The 15,373-nt window shown below is 63.6% G+C and carries 12 protein-coding genes; 5 read left to right on the forward strand and 7 right to left on the reverse strand.

All coding sequences use genetic code 11. The features are described from left to right. Nucleotides 1-18 precede the first annotated feature (18 nt). Both AC3FMM_RS01940 and uxuA read right to left on the reverse strand, forming a co-directional pair. On the reverse strand, nucleotides 19-1,038 hold the full coding sequence (locus AC3FMM_RS01940) for a Bug family tripartite tricarboxylate transporter substrate binding protein (protein ID WP_115712434.1): 1,020 nt from the start codon (nucleotides 1,036-1,038) through the stop codon (nucleotides 19-21). Nucleotides 1,039-1,085: 47 nt separating this feature from the next. Beyond that, a complete protein-coding gene (uxuA, locus tag AC3FMM_RS01945) occupies nucleotides 1,086-2,126 on the reverse strand; it encodes a mannonate dehydratase (RefSeq protein ID WP_115712436.1) in 1,041 nt (346 codons plus the stop codon). A gap of 241 nt (nucleotides 2,127-2,367) precedes the next feature. On the opposite strand from uxuA, the gene AC3FMM_RS01950 reads away from it, so the two are divergent. Further along, entirely contained in the window at nucleotides 2,368-3,108 is a 741-nt protein-coding gene (locus AC3FMM_RS01950; protein WP_488686050.1) for a FadR/GntR family transcriptional regulator, read from the forward strand. A 127-nt stretch (nucleotides 3,109-3,235) separates the two neighbouring features. Here the strand turns inward: AC3FMM_RS01950 and hchA are convergent, their stop codons facing one another. Both hchA and AC3FMM_RS01960 read right to left on the reverse strand, forming a co-directional pair. Beyond that, a complete protein-coding gene (gene hchA, locus AC3FMM_RS01955; protein WP_111520146.1) occupies nucleotides 3,236-4,117 on the reverse strand; it encodes a glyoxalase III HchA in 882 nt (293 codons plus the stop codon). 193 nt (nucleotides 4,118-4,310) lie between these two features. Next, nucleotides 4,311-5,276: an enoyl-CoA hydratase/isomerase family protein gene (locus tag AC3FMM_RS01960; protein WP_115699784.1), complete on the reverse strand. Its 966-nt coding sequence runs from the start codon at nucleotides 5,274-5,276 to the stop codon at nucleotides 4,311-4,313. A gap of 714 nt (nucleotides 5,277-5,990) precedes the next feature. On the opposite strand from AC3FMM_RS01960, the gene AC3FMM_RS01965 reads away from it, so the two are divergent. Both AC3FMM_RS01965 and AC3FMM_RS01970 read left to right on the forward strand, forming a co-directional pair. Then, nucleotides 5,991-8,765, forward strand: coding sequence for a winged helix-turn-helix domain-containing protein (locus AC3FMM_RS01965; protein WP_488686051.1), 2,775 nt, complete (start codon nucleotides 5,991-5,993; stop codon nucleotides 8,763-8,765). 32 nt (nucleotides 8,766-8,797) lie between these two features. Then, entirely contained in the window at nucleotides 8,798-9,214 is a 417-nt protein-coding gene (locus tag AC3FMM_RS01970; protein WP_115699786.1) for a nuclear transport factor 2 family protein, read from the forward strand. 68 nt (nucleotides 9,215-9,282) lie between these two features. On the opposite strand, the gene actP is transcribed toward AC3FMM_RS01970, so the two are convergent. The 3 genes from actP to AC3FMM_RS01985 form a co-directional block, all read right to left on the reverse strand. Beyond that, the gene (actP, locus tag AC3FMM_RS01975; protein WP_198036094.1) at nucleotides 9,283-10,854 is read right to left on the reverse strand and encodes a cation/acetate symporter ActP; all 1,572 of its coding nucleotides are present in this window, start codon (nucleotides 10,852-10,854) and stop codon (nucleotides 9,283-9,285) included. After that, nucleotides 10,851-11,165, reverse strand: a complete 315-nt coding sequence (locus AC3FMM_RS01980; RefSeq protein ID WP_414249030.1) for a DUF485 domain-containing protein — start codon at nucleotides 11,163-11,165, stop codon at nucleotides 10,851-10,853. The genes actP and AC3FMM_RS01980 overlap by 4 nt, the downstream gene beginning before the upstream one ends. Nucleotides 11,166-11,231: 66 nt before the next feature. Then, nucleotides 11,232-12,962, reverse strand: a complete 1,731-nt coding sequence (locus tag AC3FMM_RS01985; protein WP_240987854.1) for a fatty acid--CoA ligase — start codon at nucleotides 12,960-12,962, stop codon at nucleotides 11,232-11,234. A gap of 213 nt (nucleotides 12,963-13,175) precedes the next feature. Here AC3FMM_RS01985 and AC3FMM_RS01990 point away from each other — a divergent pair, with 213 nt between their 5' ends. Together AC3FMM_RS01990 and AC3FMM_RS01995 are read left to right on the forward strand one after the other, a co-directional pair. Beyond that, nucleotides 13,176-13,964, forward strand: coding sequence for an SDR family NAD(P)-dependent oxidoreductase (locus AC3FMM_RS01990; protein WP_111520153.1), 789 nt, complete (start codon nucleotides 13,176-13,178; stop codon nucleotides 13,962-13,964). A 40-nt stretch (nucleotides 13,965-14,004) separates the two neighbouring features. After that, the gene (locus AC3FMM_RS01995) at nucleotides 14,005-15,060 is read left to right on the forward strand and encodes a phosphotransferase family protein (protein ID WP_115699789.1); all 1,056 of its coding nucleotides are present in this window, start codon (nucleotides 14,005-14,007) and stop codon (nucleotides 15,058-15,060) included. The last annotated feature ends 313 nt before the right edge of the window (nucleotides 15,061-15,373 follow it).

The following is a 15,373-nucleotide window of genomic DNA, read 5'->3' on the forward strand; positions in this document are numbered from 1 at the left end:
TCACCGGCCTGCGCAGCCCTAATCAGCCGTGATGTTGTTGGCCTTCACCACCTCGCCCCACATTTTGTAGTGGGTGCGGGTCAGCGTTGCGAGCTGCTCGGGCGTGCCGCCGCCGGGCTCGTCGCCGCGGTCGACGATGCTCTTGACGACGGCCGGGTCCTTCAGCGCCGTATTCAATGCGCCGTTGGCTTTCTTGACGATGTCAGGGCTCAGGCCCGGCGGTCCGTACAGGCCGATGAACGAGATGATGGTGAAGTCCTTGATGCCGCTCTCGGTGGCGGTCGGCACGTCCGGGATCATGGCCACGCGCTTGGGTCCGGTGACCATCAGCGGCCGCAACTGGCCCGACTTGATGAAAGGCGCGACGACCGACGTGGCATCGAACATCGCATCCAGGCGTCCGGCCATCAGGTCGACCATAGCCGGGCTGCTGCCCTTGTAGGGAACATGGTTCATCTTCGGCCCGCCCATGCGCTCGCGCAGCAGTTCCATCGTGACATGCGGCAATGCGCCGGTACCGCCCGAGCCATAGTCGATGGTCTTGCCCGACTTGTCGCGCGCCTTGACCTCCTCGACGAACTGCGCGTACGTCTTGATGGGCGAACTGGCGGGCACGACGAGGACCAGCGGCGACTGCAGCATCACGCCTATCGGCGTCAGCTTCTGCGGATCGACGATGCCAAGCTTGGTGTAGACGTGCGGCATGATCGTCATCGAGCCGTTGCCTACCAGCAGCTTGTTTCCGTCGGGCGCCGCGCGCATGACCTCGATGGAGGCGATATTGCCGTTCACGCCGGCCTTGTTGTCGATGACAAACGACTGACCGAGCGAACTCTGCAGGCCGTTAAGCAGCGCGCGTCCCGCGAAGTCGGTCTGGCCACCGGGCGGAAAGCCCACCAGCAGCGTTACCGGCTTGGTCGGCCAGTTGGTCTGCGCCCACGCGGCGGTCGTTGCCAGCGCGCCAAGGCCGAGCGCTGCGACGCTCAGGATCAACGCGGAACGGCGCGAATTCACGGGCGATTTCTTGGTGATTGTCATGACAGGTCTCCGATTATGTTTTGACTGGGCCGCAGCCCAACGGCGTTTCAGGCCGTTTTTTCCATCGCTTCCCACATCCCGTTGATATAGACCGCGCCGAGTGCCCGGTCATAAAGGCCGTATCCCGGCTTGCCCGTCTCGCCCCAGATCATGCGGCCGTGGTCGGGGCGGTAATAGCCCTGGAAGCCGACGTCGTGGTACGCCTTGACGATCGCGGCAATATCCAGCGAGCCGCAACTCGACAGGTGGGCGGTTTCCTCGAAATCGCCTTCCGGCGTGATCTTGACGTTGCGGATATGGGCGAAGTGGATGCGTCCCATGCCGCCGAACTCGCGCACCAGCGCCTCGACGTTGTTCTGCGGGCCGGCGCCAAGCGATCCCGAGCACAGCGTCAGGCCGTTTGCCGGCGTGTCGACGATGCTCAGGATGCGTGCCAGGTCGTCGCGGTTCTTGACGATGCGCGGCAGTCCGAAGATGGGGCGCGGCGGATCGTCCGGATGAATGGCCATCTTGATGCCGCACTCCTGCGCCACCGGAATGATCGCGCGCAGGAAATGCTCCAGGTGCTCCCAGAGCCTGCCTTCGTCGATGTCGCGATATTCGGCGAGCAGCGACTGCAGTTCTCCTGGCGCGTAGCTGGAATCCCAGCCGGGCAGGGCGATACCCTGGCTGACGTCGACCTGTTCTACCTCGCGGGTGCTGAAGGCAAGGCAGGTCGAGCCGTCATCGAGCTTTTTTGCCAGTTCCGTACGGGTCCAGTCGAACACCGGCATGAAGTTGTAGCAGATGACCTCGATGCCCGCCGCGGCCAGGTTCCTGATGGTCTGCTGGTAGTTCGCAATCAGCCGCTCGCGGGTCGGCTTGCCGAGCTTGATGTCCTCATGGACCGGAACCGACTCCACCACCTTGAACTGCAGCCCAGCCGCCTCGATGGTGGACTTGAGCGCCAGGATCTTGTCCAGCGGCCATACCTCTCCGACCGGTTCGTCATAGATGGCCGAGACGATGTGCGTCATGCCCGGGATCTGCCGGATGTATTCGAGGGGGATCGGGTCGGTGGGGCCAAACCAGCGGAACGACATCTTCATGGGTGGGGCTTCCTTGAAGTGGGCGGACAGGCAATCCGGCGTGGACCGGCGCGCGTCATGGCCGGGAGGTCGCGCGGCATTGGTGTACCGGATTGGATTATTTGGTTCACCAATTATGAACAGGTTGCCCAGTTTTGCCGTCATGGTTTACCATGGTCTGTATCAGGCACTGCCTGCCACTGCCTTCTTGTGGCGAGTGGTCAACCGGTGATCACATCAGGCAGCCGCCGCCTTACCTGCAATGCCACATTCCACCAGCGATCTCGCAACCCGTCCGATACTCGAGACCCCTCCAGCGGCCAGCGACCGTTCGTACTTGAGCCTGGCCAGCCAGGTGCAGGCATTGATTGCATCCGGCGAGTTCTCCGCCAATATGCGGCTGCCGTCCGAACGCACGCTGGCCGAGCGGTTCAGCGTCAGCCGTACCCTGGTGCGCGAGGCCATCATCGCGCTGGAGGTTCAGGGACTGGTCGACGTGCGTGGCGGCTCCGGGATCTACGTCTGCGCAGAGGCGCCCGCGCCCGGTCGCGAGCCGTTCGAGATGCCCTGGCGGCCGGGACCGATAGAATCACTGCGCGCCCGGGCGCTGATTGAATCGGAAATCGCCGGCCTGGCGGCCAGCGAGCGCAAGGACGGCGACCTTGACCGTATGTTCGCGGCCCTGAGCCTGATGCGCGAGCACATGGACGACAAGCAGGCCAACGAGGCGGCGGACCGGCAGTTCCACCTGTGCCTGGCCGCATCGACCGGTAACAGGGTCCTGCTGCATATGGTCACCGCACTGTGGGACAGCGGGCGCAGCGATCCGCTATGGGGCAAGATCGAGGAACACTTCCATACCACGGGGCTGCGGGAGGCATCGCAGGAAGACCATCAGCGCATCTTCGCGGCGGTGATGGCGCGCGACGCGACAGCGGCGCGGGCCGCAATGCGTAACCACCTGGAGAGGGTCATCAGCGAGTTTACGCAGGCGTGGCGTTGAGGATAGCCCGTTGGGCGTCGCGCCCGACCCCATACCTCAACAACTGGCGCCGACCACCAAACGGTGTCGGCGCCCTTGCGCGCATGTCCCGACCTGCGTCAGGAGATAACGTCTTGACGACTCACAACTAGCGCCCACCCGTACTCTGCACTTCATCGAGTAGCGCGCGCGCAGCCAGCTTGCCAAGATTGTTGCCAGCGAACGGGCTGTCACCTGTGAGGAGCTTCCGGTCACGGAAAGTACTCCCATCGATTTTGGTGTTTACGATCTCGACTCCCATCGCTGCAAGCTTCTCGCCAAAGAACCAACGCAAGGGGCCGGGCATATAGCCAATATCCGGGGTCTGCTTGTCCATGGAATCTGGAAATGCGCAGATGCGGTAGCCGCGGAACAGATCTCCACCGTTAGGTTCGTCGACGCTTGCGGAAAGCAGGGCGGCAGGCCCATGACAAAGCGTGATGATGAACCTGTCGTTTTGCATGGCCCACTGAAGCGTTGCCTTCATATCTGCGCTGAAGGGTAGCCCCATCAGGGCACCATGTCCACCAGGGATGAAGACGGCAATGTAGTTTGCATCCGTGTTCAAGGAACTGACCACGTCAGCAAGCTTGAGGGGCTGCTGGAACTTTTGCTCGTACTTTGAGTAGAGGGACTTTATCTCGGCGTCCTCGGAAGGGAACGCCCACCATTCGAACTTGGCCGGGTTGCCGGATAACGTGGCAATGTCGAACTCGAAGCCTGCGCGGTCCAGGTGATACATGGGCAGCAGGGTCTCGACGGGATGGTTGCCAGTAGAGAAGAAGGTACCGTTTCCGGTGAGGAGATAGCGCTCGTCCGCAGCGACGAGCAGGACTTTCCAGCGGCCGCCCTGATAAGCGTCCGGATAGTCGGCGTCGGAGAGGTCCGACTTTGGCGAAGTGAATTGTGAGAGTGAGTATGGGGAGGGGAAGAACGCGTTGCGCTCGGCTTGATCAGGCGTCGGCTGCTTGCTGTCGGTCTGGGACGTCATGATGGGCTTCCTTCTAAGGATGAACGGGTTTTTGGTGCTTAGTTTCCACCGGCTTTAAGGATGAGGGGAAATCCCCCAATCACCAGCAGGAGCCATGCATTCCGGCACCTTGCTATGTGCACTGCACTCGCTCGCTCGTATCAACGCTTTTTCGCACCGGCGGGCGATGACCGTTCGGAGGCAGGTAGATCGCCTAATCGGCGGGCGGCAGGTTGGCAGAGAGGTCGGGGAAATGGAGTTCGCCTTCGTAGGTCTCGGCGCCCGCTTTGAGTATCGCCTTCACACGCGCCTGTATCGCTTCGTTGGCTACGCAAAGATCGGCTTCATGCGCTTCGACCAACAACCCTTCGGAGAACGATACATCTGAGCCCATGTCCACCGCCTTTTTCAGGTGCGCGATGGTGGTGGTGGGGAAGGTCGCAATGCGGCGTGCGAGCCTGTCCACGAATGGCCCCAGTTCATCGGCCGGCAGCGCACGATTGATATAGCCGTAGTGGTCGGCCAGTTCTGCCGAGAAGTCTTCGCCGACGAGCAGCACCTCAAGGGCACGTGCGCGCCCCATGCGCCGCGGCAATCGCTGTGTGTTGCCCCCGCCAGGGACCAGTCCGCAGACGACTTCGGGCTGGCCGAACACAGCCTTGCCGATCGCGGCGAAGCACATGTCCGCGGCCAGCGCGATCTCGCAGCCGCCGCCACGGGCGATGCCCTCGACCTTGGCGATCACGGCTTTTGGCATGTTGCGCAAGCGCTCGCCGAGCATCTGGGTCAGGCGGAAGGTACGTGTATTCGAAGTCGTTTTCGGTGCGGAGCCGACACGGCGCAAGCCCGAGTGAGCGATAAAGAACTTCGGAACGGCGCTCTGCAGGATGATGACGCGCACCCCCGCATCCTGTTCCAGTTGGCGGGTCACGCGGTCGAACTCATCCGACAGTACCTCATCGAGCAGGTTGAGCGGCGCATAGTTCAATGTAACGGTGGCGACGCCGTGGCGGTCCTTGGTGACCTGGATATGCTTGTAATCGGCGTAGTTTGCGCCGCCCCCTTTGGGCAGAGCGGAGCTTTCGGACGCTCCAGCCTCGGCCGAGGCGAGCAACATTCCCGGCGCGAGTGTTGCGGCGCTGATGGACTGGACAAAGGAGCGTCTTGAGATAGTCGACATGGCAGGTTCCTTGGATTCATCTCGCGCTTGCCGAGCCGGGCCTGGCCCGTAGCTGGCGGCGCCGGAGTGCTTAAAGATGCGCGAACCAATCTATGCCTTGCGATTCCCATTTGCGAGAAACTGTTAGTGGAAACGCGAGACACGCCGTTCGCATCGCTGACGCAATCATTCCCGTATCGCTGCGGTGTTTGCAAGGAGCCTCCCTAAGTGGGGGGGTACCCAGTACAGGTCCTGGCAATGCTGAAAGCGGCGTTCGGATCAGCCCAGGAGGTATCACCGAAGTACAAAGCAACGCCCGGAAACAGCGGCGAGTTGGCATCGCCGGCCAAGCCCCCCGCCGTCCCCCCCCTCTGACGGTATCTCCTGCCCTTGTGGCTTGACTTCCGTTTCGGCGATCATGCGTTACAGTCGCATCCGGACCTGCTCGGCTGATCCTAGTGAAGGAAAGTTAGATGCGAGTGGCAAGAAGACCCTCTTGCCTTGGGGAGAAGCTTCATAAGTGTCCCGAGATGCAGCCGCGGGTAAAGCGTCCGCTGAATAACCAGCATGACCCGCAGGAAATGATTGATGCCATGATCGATGTCATCACCGCCGCGTCGCATCGCTACCGAACCATCACGCCTGATTCAGCCGCCGAGATGGTGCGCCGGGAGCAGGCGGATGAATGGGGTGTGATCGTGTAGTGGTCGCACCCGCCGTTAGGAAGAGCCACGCATGACCCAATCATCGCCGGTCGCTGCTGCGCAACTGCCCCAATGGCGGCCAGCCTTGATCCTGACAAAGCTGGCGCCTCCGAGAACGCGCCACTATATCCGTCGCAAGCGCGCCATCGAGCTATTGCGCCCAGGCATGGAACGCAAGCTGACGGTTCTGGTAGCCCCCGCCGGCTTCGGCAAGACTTCGCTGTTGAGTGAATGGAAGACGGTCATGGCGCAGGAAGGCTGCGCCGTTGGCTGGCTCAGTATCGACCGAGACGACGACGATCTCTTCCAGTTCGGCGCCTACCTGCTCGCAGCGACCAGGGATGCCTGCGGCCGGGCCGGCGTTCAGATCCCGTGCGGCCTGGCGCCGGACCCGTTGGCGCCGGCGGACGCAATGTTTGCCGAGCTACTCAATGCGGTCTTGGCGCTGCCGTGCCGGATGGTGCTGGTGCTGGATGATTTCGATCGGCTGGCAGCGCCCGCCATCCACGAGGCGGTGTTCCGGCTGCTGCGCTATGCCCCGGAGAACCTGCATTTACTCGTCGCGGGGCGGGGCGAGCCAGGCTTTCCGCTGAGTTACTTCGAAGCCCGGGGTCAATTGCTGCTGCTGGATGCGGAAGCCCTGCGCTTTGACAGCGCCGAGACGCAGGCGTTTTTTTCCGCCGTTTCCGGGCATGAGCTGAGCGCTGCCCAGACTGAGGTCCTGCTTCGAGCGACCGAAGGCTGGGCGGCTGGCTTGCAATTGGCGACCTTTGCATTAAGCGCAACCGACAAGCCTGACGTCTTTGCCGAGCGCTTGCCATTCGTCCGGCGCAGCGTTGAAACGTATCTGAACGAGAACGTATTTGTTCACGTCCCCGAGCCGCTACAGACTTTTCTCCTGCAGACCTCGGTGCTGGACCGAATGTCGGTGCCCTTGTGCGAGGCAGTGACAGGCTCCAGCAAGTCGCATGCCACTTTCGAGTGGCTGATGGCTCGGAATTTGTTCGTCAGACCCCTGGACGCCGAGGGCCAGTGGTACCGCTATCACGCGCTGTTTGCCGAATACCTGAGAAAACGCCTGGTCAGGGAGCGTCCGCACGAAGTTGCCGAATTGCATCGCCGGGCCAGTGAATGGTTTGCGGCGCAATCGCTGTGGCAGGAAGCGGTCCGGCATGCCTTGGCCGCGGGGGATGTCGATCGCGCCGCCGGCTGGGTCGAGCAATGCGCGATGACCCTGGTCGAGGCCAGCGACGTGCGGACGGTGCTGAGCTGGGTTGCCAAGCTGCCCCCCGAGGCGGTGCATGGCCGGCTGCGCCTGCGCCTGGCGCAGGCCTGGGCGCTCGCGTTGACGATGCAGACAGTGGCGGCCAAAGCGGTGTTGCAGGCGGTCGAGGAGGACATCGGCCACGGGCGGCTGCCCTTGACCGAGGTAGTGCGCGTCGAGTTGCAGGCGGTCACGGCGCTAATCGCGGGTCTGTCCGATGAAAGCGAACTCTCATTGGAAATGGGCCGCAAGGTGCTGGCGCTCGGCCCCGAAACCGGCTCATGGGAAGAGGGCATCGGGCTGACCACACAGATCTTCGGGCTCAGCTATGCAGCGGGGTTTGACGAGGTCGAACGCCTGCGGCGCACGCTCACCCTCAATACCGGCGCTGATACGCCGATCTACGCCAAGGTGTACCGGCAAAGCATGGTTGGGCTCAGCTTGTTCGTGGAAGGCAGGCTGGGCGAGGCCGTTCAGACCCTGGAGGATGTGCTGCGCGAATCCAACGCGCGCGCCGGCCGGCAGTCTGCCGCATCGGTGCTCCCGGTCGGCTACCTGGCCGCCATCCACTATGAATGGAATGACCTGGACCGGGCCGCCGAACTGCTGGAAGGGCGGCTCGAGATGGCGATGCAATCGTGCTCGCTGGGGCCACTGGTCGGCTTCTGCGTGACGCTGGCGCGCCTGAGGCTGCTGGCGGGGAAGCAGGACGAAGCCTATCGGGTCGTAGAAAACGCGGAAGCCGTTGCCAGAAGCCGCCGATGGCTGCGCATGCAGGTCGCATGCAAGGCCGAGGCGATCCGGATCGGTATCCGGTCCGGCGACCTGGGCCGCGCCACGAGGATCGGCCACGAGTTGGAAGCGCTTGTCGGGCAGCGGCCAGCGGGCTTGCAGGGCAGCTACCTGGAGACCTGGCAGCGTTTCCAGATGGCGCATTGCCGTCTGCTGGTGGCGCGTGGCCGGGCGGCGGAAGCGGTTCCCATCTTGCGGGGCGTGCAGGCTGAGTTGCGTGCGGCGGGCATGCAGTACCTTTCCGCCCAGATATCAGTGATGCTGGCGGTCGCCCTGCACAGTGCGGGCGAGCGTGTGGAGGCTGTGGAGGCCATGCGTGCCGCGCTCACGTATGGCCAGGCTAACGGTCTGTACCGCGTGTTTCTCGATGCCGGGCCTGCGGCCCGGGAAATCCTTGACGCGCTGCGTCAGCAGCAAGACCGCCTGGCCGAGGTTGAGCCCTGGTATGTGAGGAGGCTATGCGCGGGCTTCGATGCGCCGGCAAGCGCGCCAGACGCCGCGGATGACCAGGTGGAGCCGGCGTCCGCCAGCAGGCTAAGCGCCCGTGAAGTGGAAATTCTCGACTACGTGGCACGGGGGCTTTCCAACAAGGAGATTGCCCGCGCCATTCGCGTCGCCCCGGAAACCGTGAAGTGGCATCTGAAGAATATCTTTGAGAAGCTGAAAGTGAACTCCCGCATCCAGGCGGTCCGCAGCGGCCTGGGTCGGGACCTGCCTCGGGTCGCGCAGCGCCCCGAAACGCGGAGCTAGCTTGCCGGGGGGTGTTTCCAGGGAGATACGTGATGAACCAGATCGAGATCGTCAAGGCATTCTTCGCCCGCTACCGTGAGCATGACATAGACGGCATGCTTGCCATGTTTTCTCAAGATGCGCGGATCGACTATGTCCCCATGGCAATGGAGGGGCCGGTTGGCGAGGCCGGCAAGGCAATCTGGCGCGCACTGATGGATGGTTTCCCGGACTTGAACAACCAGGTCACCGCGGTCTATGGCGACGATGACCAGCGCACCGCGATTGCCGAGGTGACCATCACGGGCACGCAGGCCCGGGACGTGCTCGGGATCGCAAGCCGAGGCCAGTCCTTCTCGCTGCCGCACGTCTTTATCGTTCGTATGGACACGGATGGCCGGATCGAATTCATGCGAGCTTACTGGGACAACGCGGCGTTCTATGCCGCGCTGACGCCTGCAGCGACCTAGCACGGGGCTACCGCAGCGGGTTGCACCTCGGTTTGGCGCGCAACCCGCGCCGGGTCATGCGCCGGGTTTCAGTGGCTGGACGGTGCCTCTGCTCCATGGCCGGTCTGTGCGCGGACCAGTTGCGCGTCGAAGGCCAGTCGCTCTGCCTCGGCCCTGGCGCTGCGGTCGAAGCGCGAGCACAGATATGTGACCAGGAACGCGAGCGGGACCGTGAACAGGGCCGGGTGGTCGTACGGAAAGATGGCTGAAGGATGCCCCAGCACATTCTTCCAGACGGCGGGGGAAAGTATCACCAGCGCGACCGACGACGCCAGGCCCGACGCCACGCCCCAGACCGCGCCCCGGGTGGTCAGGCCGCGCCAGTACATCGACAGCACCAGCACCGGAAAATTCGCCGAGGCCGCTACATTGAAAGCCAGCGCGACCAGGAACGCCAGGTTCTGCCCCTTGAAGGCAATCCCCAGCAGCACCGCGACGATGCCGATGGCGAGCGTGGCCTTCTTGGTGACGGAGACCTCGGCTGCATCGGTGGTAGAGCCGCGCCGCAGGACACCGGCGTAGATGTCATGCGAGATCGCGGAAGCGCCCGCGAGCGTCAGGCCAGACACCACGGCGAGAATCGTGGCAAAGGCGACCGCCGCCAGGAACCCGAGGAACAGGTTGCCGCCGGTCGCGCTGGCGAGATGCATTGCAACCATATTGCCGCCGCCGAGCAGCTTGCCGCCAACCTGGCCGCCTTCGAAGTAGCGCGGCTCGGTACCGACGATCACGATGGCCGCAAGACCGATGGCAAACATGGCGAGGAACATGTAGCCAATGCAGGTGCTGGCCACCAACACGCTCTTGCGTGCCTCGCACGCATTCGGCACCGTAAAGAAGCGCATCAGGATATGCGGGAGTCCCGACAGCCCGAGCACGGTGGCCACGCACAGCGAGAGCGCCGAGACCGGATCGGCGAACAGCGTGCCCGGCGCGAGCAGGGCGGGGCCGCTGCGGTGCACCGCGATTGCCCTGGCAGCCAGCGCTTCAAGGCTGAAGCCAAAATGCCCCAGCGCCAGGAGCATCAGCAACGAGCCGCCGAACAGAAGCAGCACTGCCTTGACGATCTGCACCCATGTCGTGGCGATCATGCCGCCAACAGTCACGTAGATCATCATCAGCGCGCCGACCCCGACGACGGCATAGGCATAGTCGATGCCGAACAACAACTGCACCAACTCGCCGGCGCCGACCATTTGCACGATCAGGTAGAGCAGCACCACCACCAGGCTGCTGGCCGCTGCAATGCAGCGCGTGCTGACGGGATCGAGCCGGTCCGAAATAATGTCGACAAAGGTGAATTTGCCGAGATTACGCAGCCGTTCGGCCATCAGGAACAGCATGACCGGCCAGCCGATGAAGAACCCGACGATATACAGCAGCCCATCAAAACCGCGTGCATAGACCAGGCTGACTACGCCGAGCAGCGTGGCAGCCGACATGTAGTCGCCCGCCACGGCCAGGCCGTTCTGCATACCCGTGATGCCGCCGCCTGCGGTAAAGAAGTCATTGGCAGTCCGGGTGCGCGAGGAGGCCCGGTACGTGATGCCCAGCGTCAGCGCGACGAAGAGCAGGAACATGGCAATGGCCTGGAGATTCATTGTCCGGCCTCCGACAGGATCTGCTGCACCATCGTCTCGAGCTTGCCGTTGGCACGGCGCACGTAAAACCATGTCGCGGCCCAGCCCAGCAGCACGATTCCGACGGCAAGGACGATGCCAAGGTTGAGCAGTGTTTCCGGATGAAGCGGCTCGGCCAGGCGTTGGGGCTGCATCGCAACCGCAAGCATCAGCGCGAGATGGGGGGCGAGGACCAGGGCCAGCAATACCCGCGAGAGGCGGGCGCGGCGTCGGACCAGTTCGCCGAACCTGGGATGGCGTCTGATGCGCTCTGTGATGGTGGAAGCTTGCATTGCTTTGTCTCCTGAAGCGGTTTTTCTAGTGATAAGGCACTTGCCACAGCGGCGTTGGCCGCCGGTTCATGGGTGGGTGCCGAAAGCAGGGGAAAGGGGCGGGGCGTTCTGGTACTTTTCGCGGAGCAGGCGCTTGTTGATCTTGCCCACGCTGGTCTTTTCGATTGCGTCGACAAAGAGCACCCGCTCCGGGATCGCATACTTCGAGATCGCGCCGCGGCGGACGAAGTCGCGCAAATGCTCCTGGATTTCTTCCGTCCCAGCGGACTGTCCCGGCCGCAGCACGACCAACGGCAGGGGGCGTTCGCCCCACTGTGCATCCTTGATGCCGATGACGGCCACTTCGCTCACCGCAGCGTGACGCGAAATCAGGTCTTCGAGCTCCAGCGACGACACCCATTCGCCGCCGCTCTTGATTACATCCTTGATGCGGTCGGTGACTTTCAGATAACCGTCGCTGTCGATCGAGCCAATGTCGTTGGTATGGAGGTAGCCACCGGCCCACAGGTGCTCGGACCCAGCCGCATCGCCGAGATAGCCTTGCGTGAGCCACGGTGCGCGGACCACGATTTCGCCGCTGGCTTCGCCATCGTGCGCAATGTCGCGCATCTCGTCATCGACGATGCGCAGGTCGACCAGCGGAACCGGCAAGCCGGTCTTGGTGCGGAGGTCGAGTTCGGTGGCGGCATCGCCAAGCAGCGAGGTCTTCACCTGCGCCAGTGTGAGGATGGGGCAGGTCTCAGACATGCCGTAGCCGGTGAACACGTCGATGCCGCGGTCGATGGCGGCCTGCGCCAGGCCGCGCGGCAGCGCCGAACCGCCCACGATCATCTTCATGCCGCTCAGGTCGACCCCGGCCGAATCCGGGTGCGACAGGATCATGTGGAGCAGCGTGGGCACGCCGTGGGAGAACGTGACCCGCTCGCCTTGCATCAGCCGCAGTAGGTGATCTGCGGCGTAGCGGCCCGGATAGACCTGTTTCACACCAAGCGCCGTTGCCACAAAGGGCATCCCCCACGCGTGCACATGGAACATCGGCGTCAGCGGCATGTAGACGTCGTCCCGATGCACGCGTCCCTGGCTGGGCGCAGCGGCCAGAGCCGCCATGGTGGCGAGCGTATGGAGCACGATCTGCCGATGGCTGAAGTACACCCCTTTGGGCAGCCCGGTAGTGCCTGTGGTGTAGAAGGTCGTGGCCCGGGCGTTCTCGTCGAAATCCGGGAAGGCGTAGTCAGGTGGCGACGCCGCCAGCAGCGCTTCGTACTCGGCGCTGAAGCCATCGGGCAAGGGCGCGTTGCTCAGTGCGAAGGTGTCGTCGCTGACCAGAACGAAGCGCTCGACGGTTTCGAGCTGAGCGCGAATCAAGGCGAGCGTTGGCAGAAAGTCGGCATGGACGATCAGCAGCCTGACGCCAGCGTGGTTCAGTGTGTAGGCTATCTGTTCCGGCGACAGCCGCACGTTTACCGTCATCAGCACCGCGCCCATCATGGGGATGCCGAAGTAGCTTTCGAGGTATCGGTGGCTGTCCCAGTCCATGACTGCCACCGTATCGCCCGGTGCAATGCCGAGCGATTGCAGGCCGCTGGCCAGTTGGCCGATGCGGTGCCGCATGGTCCAGTAGCTGTGTCGGACCTGACCGCGGTAGACGATTTCCTGCTCCGGGTTGACCGCCAGCGGCGCGTGCAGGAGCTGCTTGATCAGCAGCGGATAGGCGTACGCCGATGGCGTGCGGGGGATCGGGATAGGCCGTGTCACGGAGGAACTCCTTGATCGCTGTGGCAGCGGCCTGGGCAGCATGCCCATGACTTGCATGCAGCGCCAGGGACGCCGGATGCCTGCCAGCGTAAGCGCCATGGCGCGGCTTTCCAGCCCCCCAACAGGGGAGGCACGGGGCATCCCGAGGTTTGCCTCGGGGGGCATGGTGGGGTGCCTCCCCGTTCGGGTGGCTGGCTTGGCAGGCGCAACGGCCTAACCTGCGCTCCAACGACCGCGTCCAAGGAGACTGCAAGTATGGCTTCCTCACCTCGTCCTCAACCTGTCTTTCCCGATTTGGAGGGCAAAGTGGCACTTGTGACGGGCGCATTCGGCGGGCTTGGCCGCCACTTCGCGGTGACCCTGGCAAACGCTGGATGCCGCGTAGTGCTTGCCGGCCGCCGACTCGCCGAAGGGGAACGCTTGCTGGCGGAGATCCGGGCGACGGGCGCGGACGGATGTGTGGTTCAACTGGATGTGTGTGATCCCGATTCCGTATCCGGCGCCTTCTTCCGGGCCGAGCAGGCGCAGGGTACCGTGGACATCGTCGTCAACAGTGCTGGCATCGCAACCACCGGGCCCGCGCTAGAGACGAGTGAGCAGGATTGGGCGCGGGTCATCGATACCAACCTGACCGGCGCCTGGCGTGTGGCGCAGTACGCCGCCCAGCAGATGCGCGAAGCTGGCCGGCAGGGCAGCATCATCAACATCGCTTCCATTCTGGGGCTGCGGGTGGCGCAGCAGGTTCCCGCATACACGGCGGCAAAGGCCGGTTTGATCCACCTGACGCAATCGCTGGCACTGGAATGGGCACGCCATGGCATCCGCGTCAACGCCCTGGCGCCGGGGTACTTCGCCACTGAGATCAATCGCGCCTTCTTCCAGACAGACGGCGGGCAAGCGATGGTCCGGCGGATCCCTCAGCGGCGCCTGGGACAGCCCTCCCAGCTTGATGGCGCCTTGCTGCTGCTGGCATCGGGGGCATCGGATTACATCACCGGCGCCGTGTTGCCCGTCGATGGCGGGCATCTCGTCAGCACGCTGTGATGCGTCAAGCGATTCTCCACATCAGCCAAAGGACAGCCCAATGAACGATACGACTCACCGCAACTGGGACGCGCTGGCCCGGCTGCTCCTTGCGCGCGGGCTGATCGACCAGGCATCGCTTGCTGCCACCCGGCTTACCGGTGGCCAGTCCAATCCGACTTTCCTGGTCTCCTCCGGTGCACACCGCTACGTGCTGCGGATGAAGCCTGCCGGGCACATCCAGGCCAGGGCGCACGCCATCGACCGCGAGTTTCGGGTCATGAGCGCGCTCCAGGCCAGTAATGTGCCCGTCCCCGCCGTGTACCTGTACAGCGAAGACCTGTCCGTGGTTGGCAGCCCGTTCTACCTGATGGAGTACCTCGATGGCAGGGTAATGGTGGACCAGTCGTTGCCGGGAATGCAAAGCGCCGAGCGCAGGGCCATCTACGCGGAGATGAATCGGGTGATGGCAGCGCTGCATCGCATCGATGTCCGGGCGGCAGGCCTGGCCGACTACAGCCCTGTCGGTAACTACCTGGCGCGTCAGATTGCCGGATGGACGCGCCAGAGCCGTGCCACCGGCGCGCTCGAAAGTTCCGCCATGCAAGCGCTGATGAGCTGGCTCCCAAGGAACATCCCCGCGGGCGAGGAGACGCGTCTCGTCCATGGCGACTTCCGCCTTGACAATCTGGTCTTCCACCCCAGCGAGCCCCGGGTCATCGGGGTGCTGGACTGGGAGTTGTCCGCGCTGGGACATCCGCTCGTTGACTTTGCCTATCATTGCCTGAGCTGGCACATCCCTTCATCGCTGTGGCGCGGTATCGCCGATCTCGACTTCGCAGGCCTCGGTATCCCGAGCGAACAGACATATTTGCAGTGGTATGCCGAAGCCAACGGCACTGCGGGTATCGAACACTGGGACTTCTACATCGCCTACAACCTGTTCAGGCTGGCCGCCATTATGTTTGGTATCGCAGAGCGAGCGCGACAAGGCAACGCTGCCGCCGCGGATGCCGTCGAGACTGGCCGAAAGGCCGGGCCGATAGCCGACCTGGGATGGCATTACGCGATGCGCCATGAGGCCATCCGGCATCGCAATACGCATGCGCTGTCCTGAAGAGGACATGTGCCGACGCCGTCGCACTGGCGCGGGCTGTCTGGCGGCGGGCGTTGCCGCGACTCGGCCACTCGCAGCTCGGGTGGCGCTCACTGTTTGAACATTCCATACTAGGAGTGTCGCCCGCCGCATGGCCCTAAGACTACGAAATGGTCCAGTCTGACTTGCGCCGGGGTCGAGCAGCGTGCCAGTCACCGAACGTAGAGGAGGAGGCGAAGCTGAAGATGAAAGCGCCAGGCTTGCTCCTCGCCCTGTCACTCGCCATGGGGACTGCGCCGCACGCCGGTGCAGTTGGATGCGAACATGACATGCA

The organism is Cupriavidus sp. 207A1, assembly GCF_057798955.1.

What these genes read in the sequence shown, in the direction of transcription:
- AC3FMM_RS01940 (WP_115712434.1), bottom strand. Translation starts at nt 1,038, where the DNA reads ATGACAATCACCAAGAAATCGCCCGTGAATTCGCGCCGTTCCGCGTTG.
- uxuA (WP_115712436.1), bottom strand. Translation starts at nt 2,126, where the DNA reads ATGAAGATGTCGTTCCGCTGGTTTGGCCCCACCGACCCGATCCCCCTC.
- AC3FMM_RS01950 (WP_488686050.1), top strand. Translation starts at nt 2,368, where the DNA reads ATGCCACATTCCACCAGCGATCTCGCAACCCGTCCGATACTCGAGACC.
- hchA (WP_111520146.1), bottom strand. Translation starts at nt 4,117, where the DNA reads ATGACGTCCCAGACCGACAGCAAGCAGCCGACGCCTGATCAAGCCGAG.
- AC3FMM_RS01960 (WP_115699784.1), bottom strand. Translation starts at nt 5,276, where the DNA reads ATGTCGACTATCTCAAGACGCTCCTTTGTCCAGTCCATCAGCGCCGCA.
- AC3FMM_RS01965 (WP_488686051.1), top strand. Translation starts at nt 5,991, where the DNA reads ATGACCCAATCATCGCCGGTCGCTGCTGCGCAACTGCCCCAATGGCGG.
- AC3FMM_RS01970 (WP_115699786.1), top strand. Translation starts at nt 8,798, where the DNA reads ATGAACCAGATCGAGATCGTCAAGGCATTCTTCGCCCGCTACCGTGAG.
- actP (WP_198036094.1), bottom strand. Translation starts at nt 10,854, where the DNA reads ATGAATCTCCAGGCCATTGCCATGTTCCTGCTCTTCGTCGCGCTGACG.
- AC3FMM_RS01980 (WP_414249030.1), bottom strand. Translation starts at nt 11,165, where the DNA reads ATGCAAGCTTCCACCATCACAGAGCGCATCAGACGCCATCCCAGGTTC.
- AC3FMM_RS01985 (WP_240987854.1), bottom strand. Translation starts at nt 12,962, where the DNA reads ATGCTGCCCAGGCCGCTGCCACAGCGATCAAGGAGTTCCTCCGTGACA.
- AC3FMM_RS01990 (WP_111520153.1), top strand. Translation starts at nt 13,176, where the DNA reads ATGGCTTCCTCACCTCGTCCTCAACCTGTCTTTCCCGATTTGGAGGGC.
- AC3FMM_RS01995 (WP_115699789.1), top strand. Translation starts at nt 14,005, where the DNA reads ATGAACGATACGACTCACCGCAACTGGGACGCGCTGGCCCGGCTGCTC.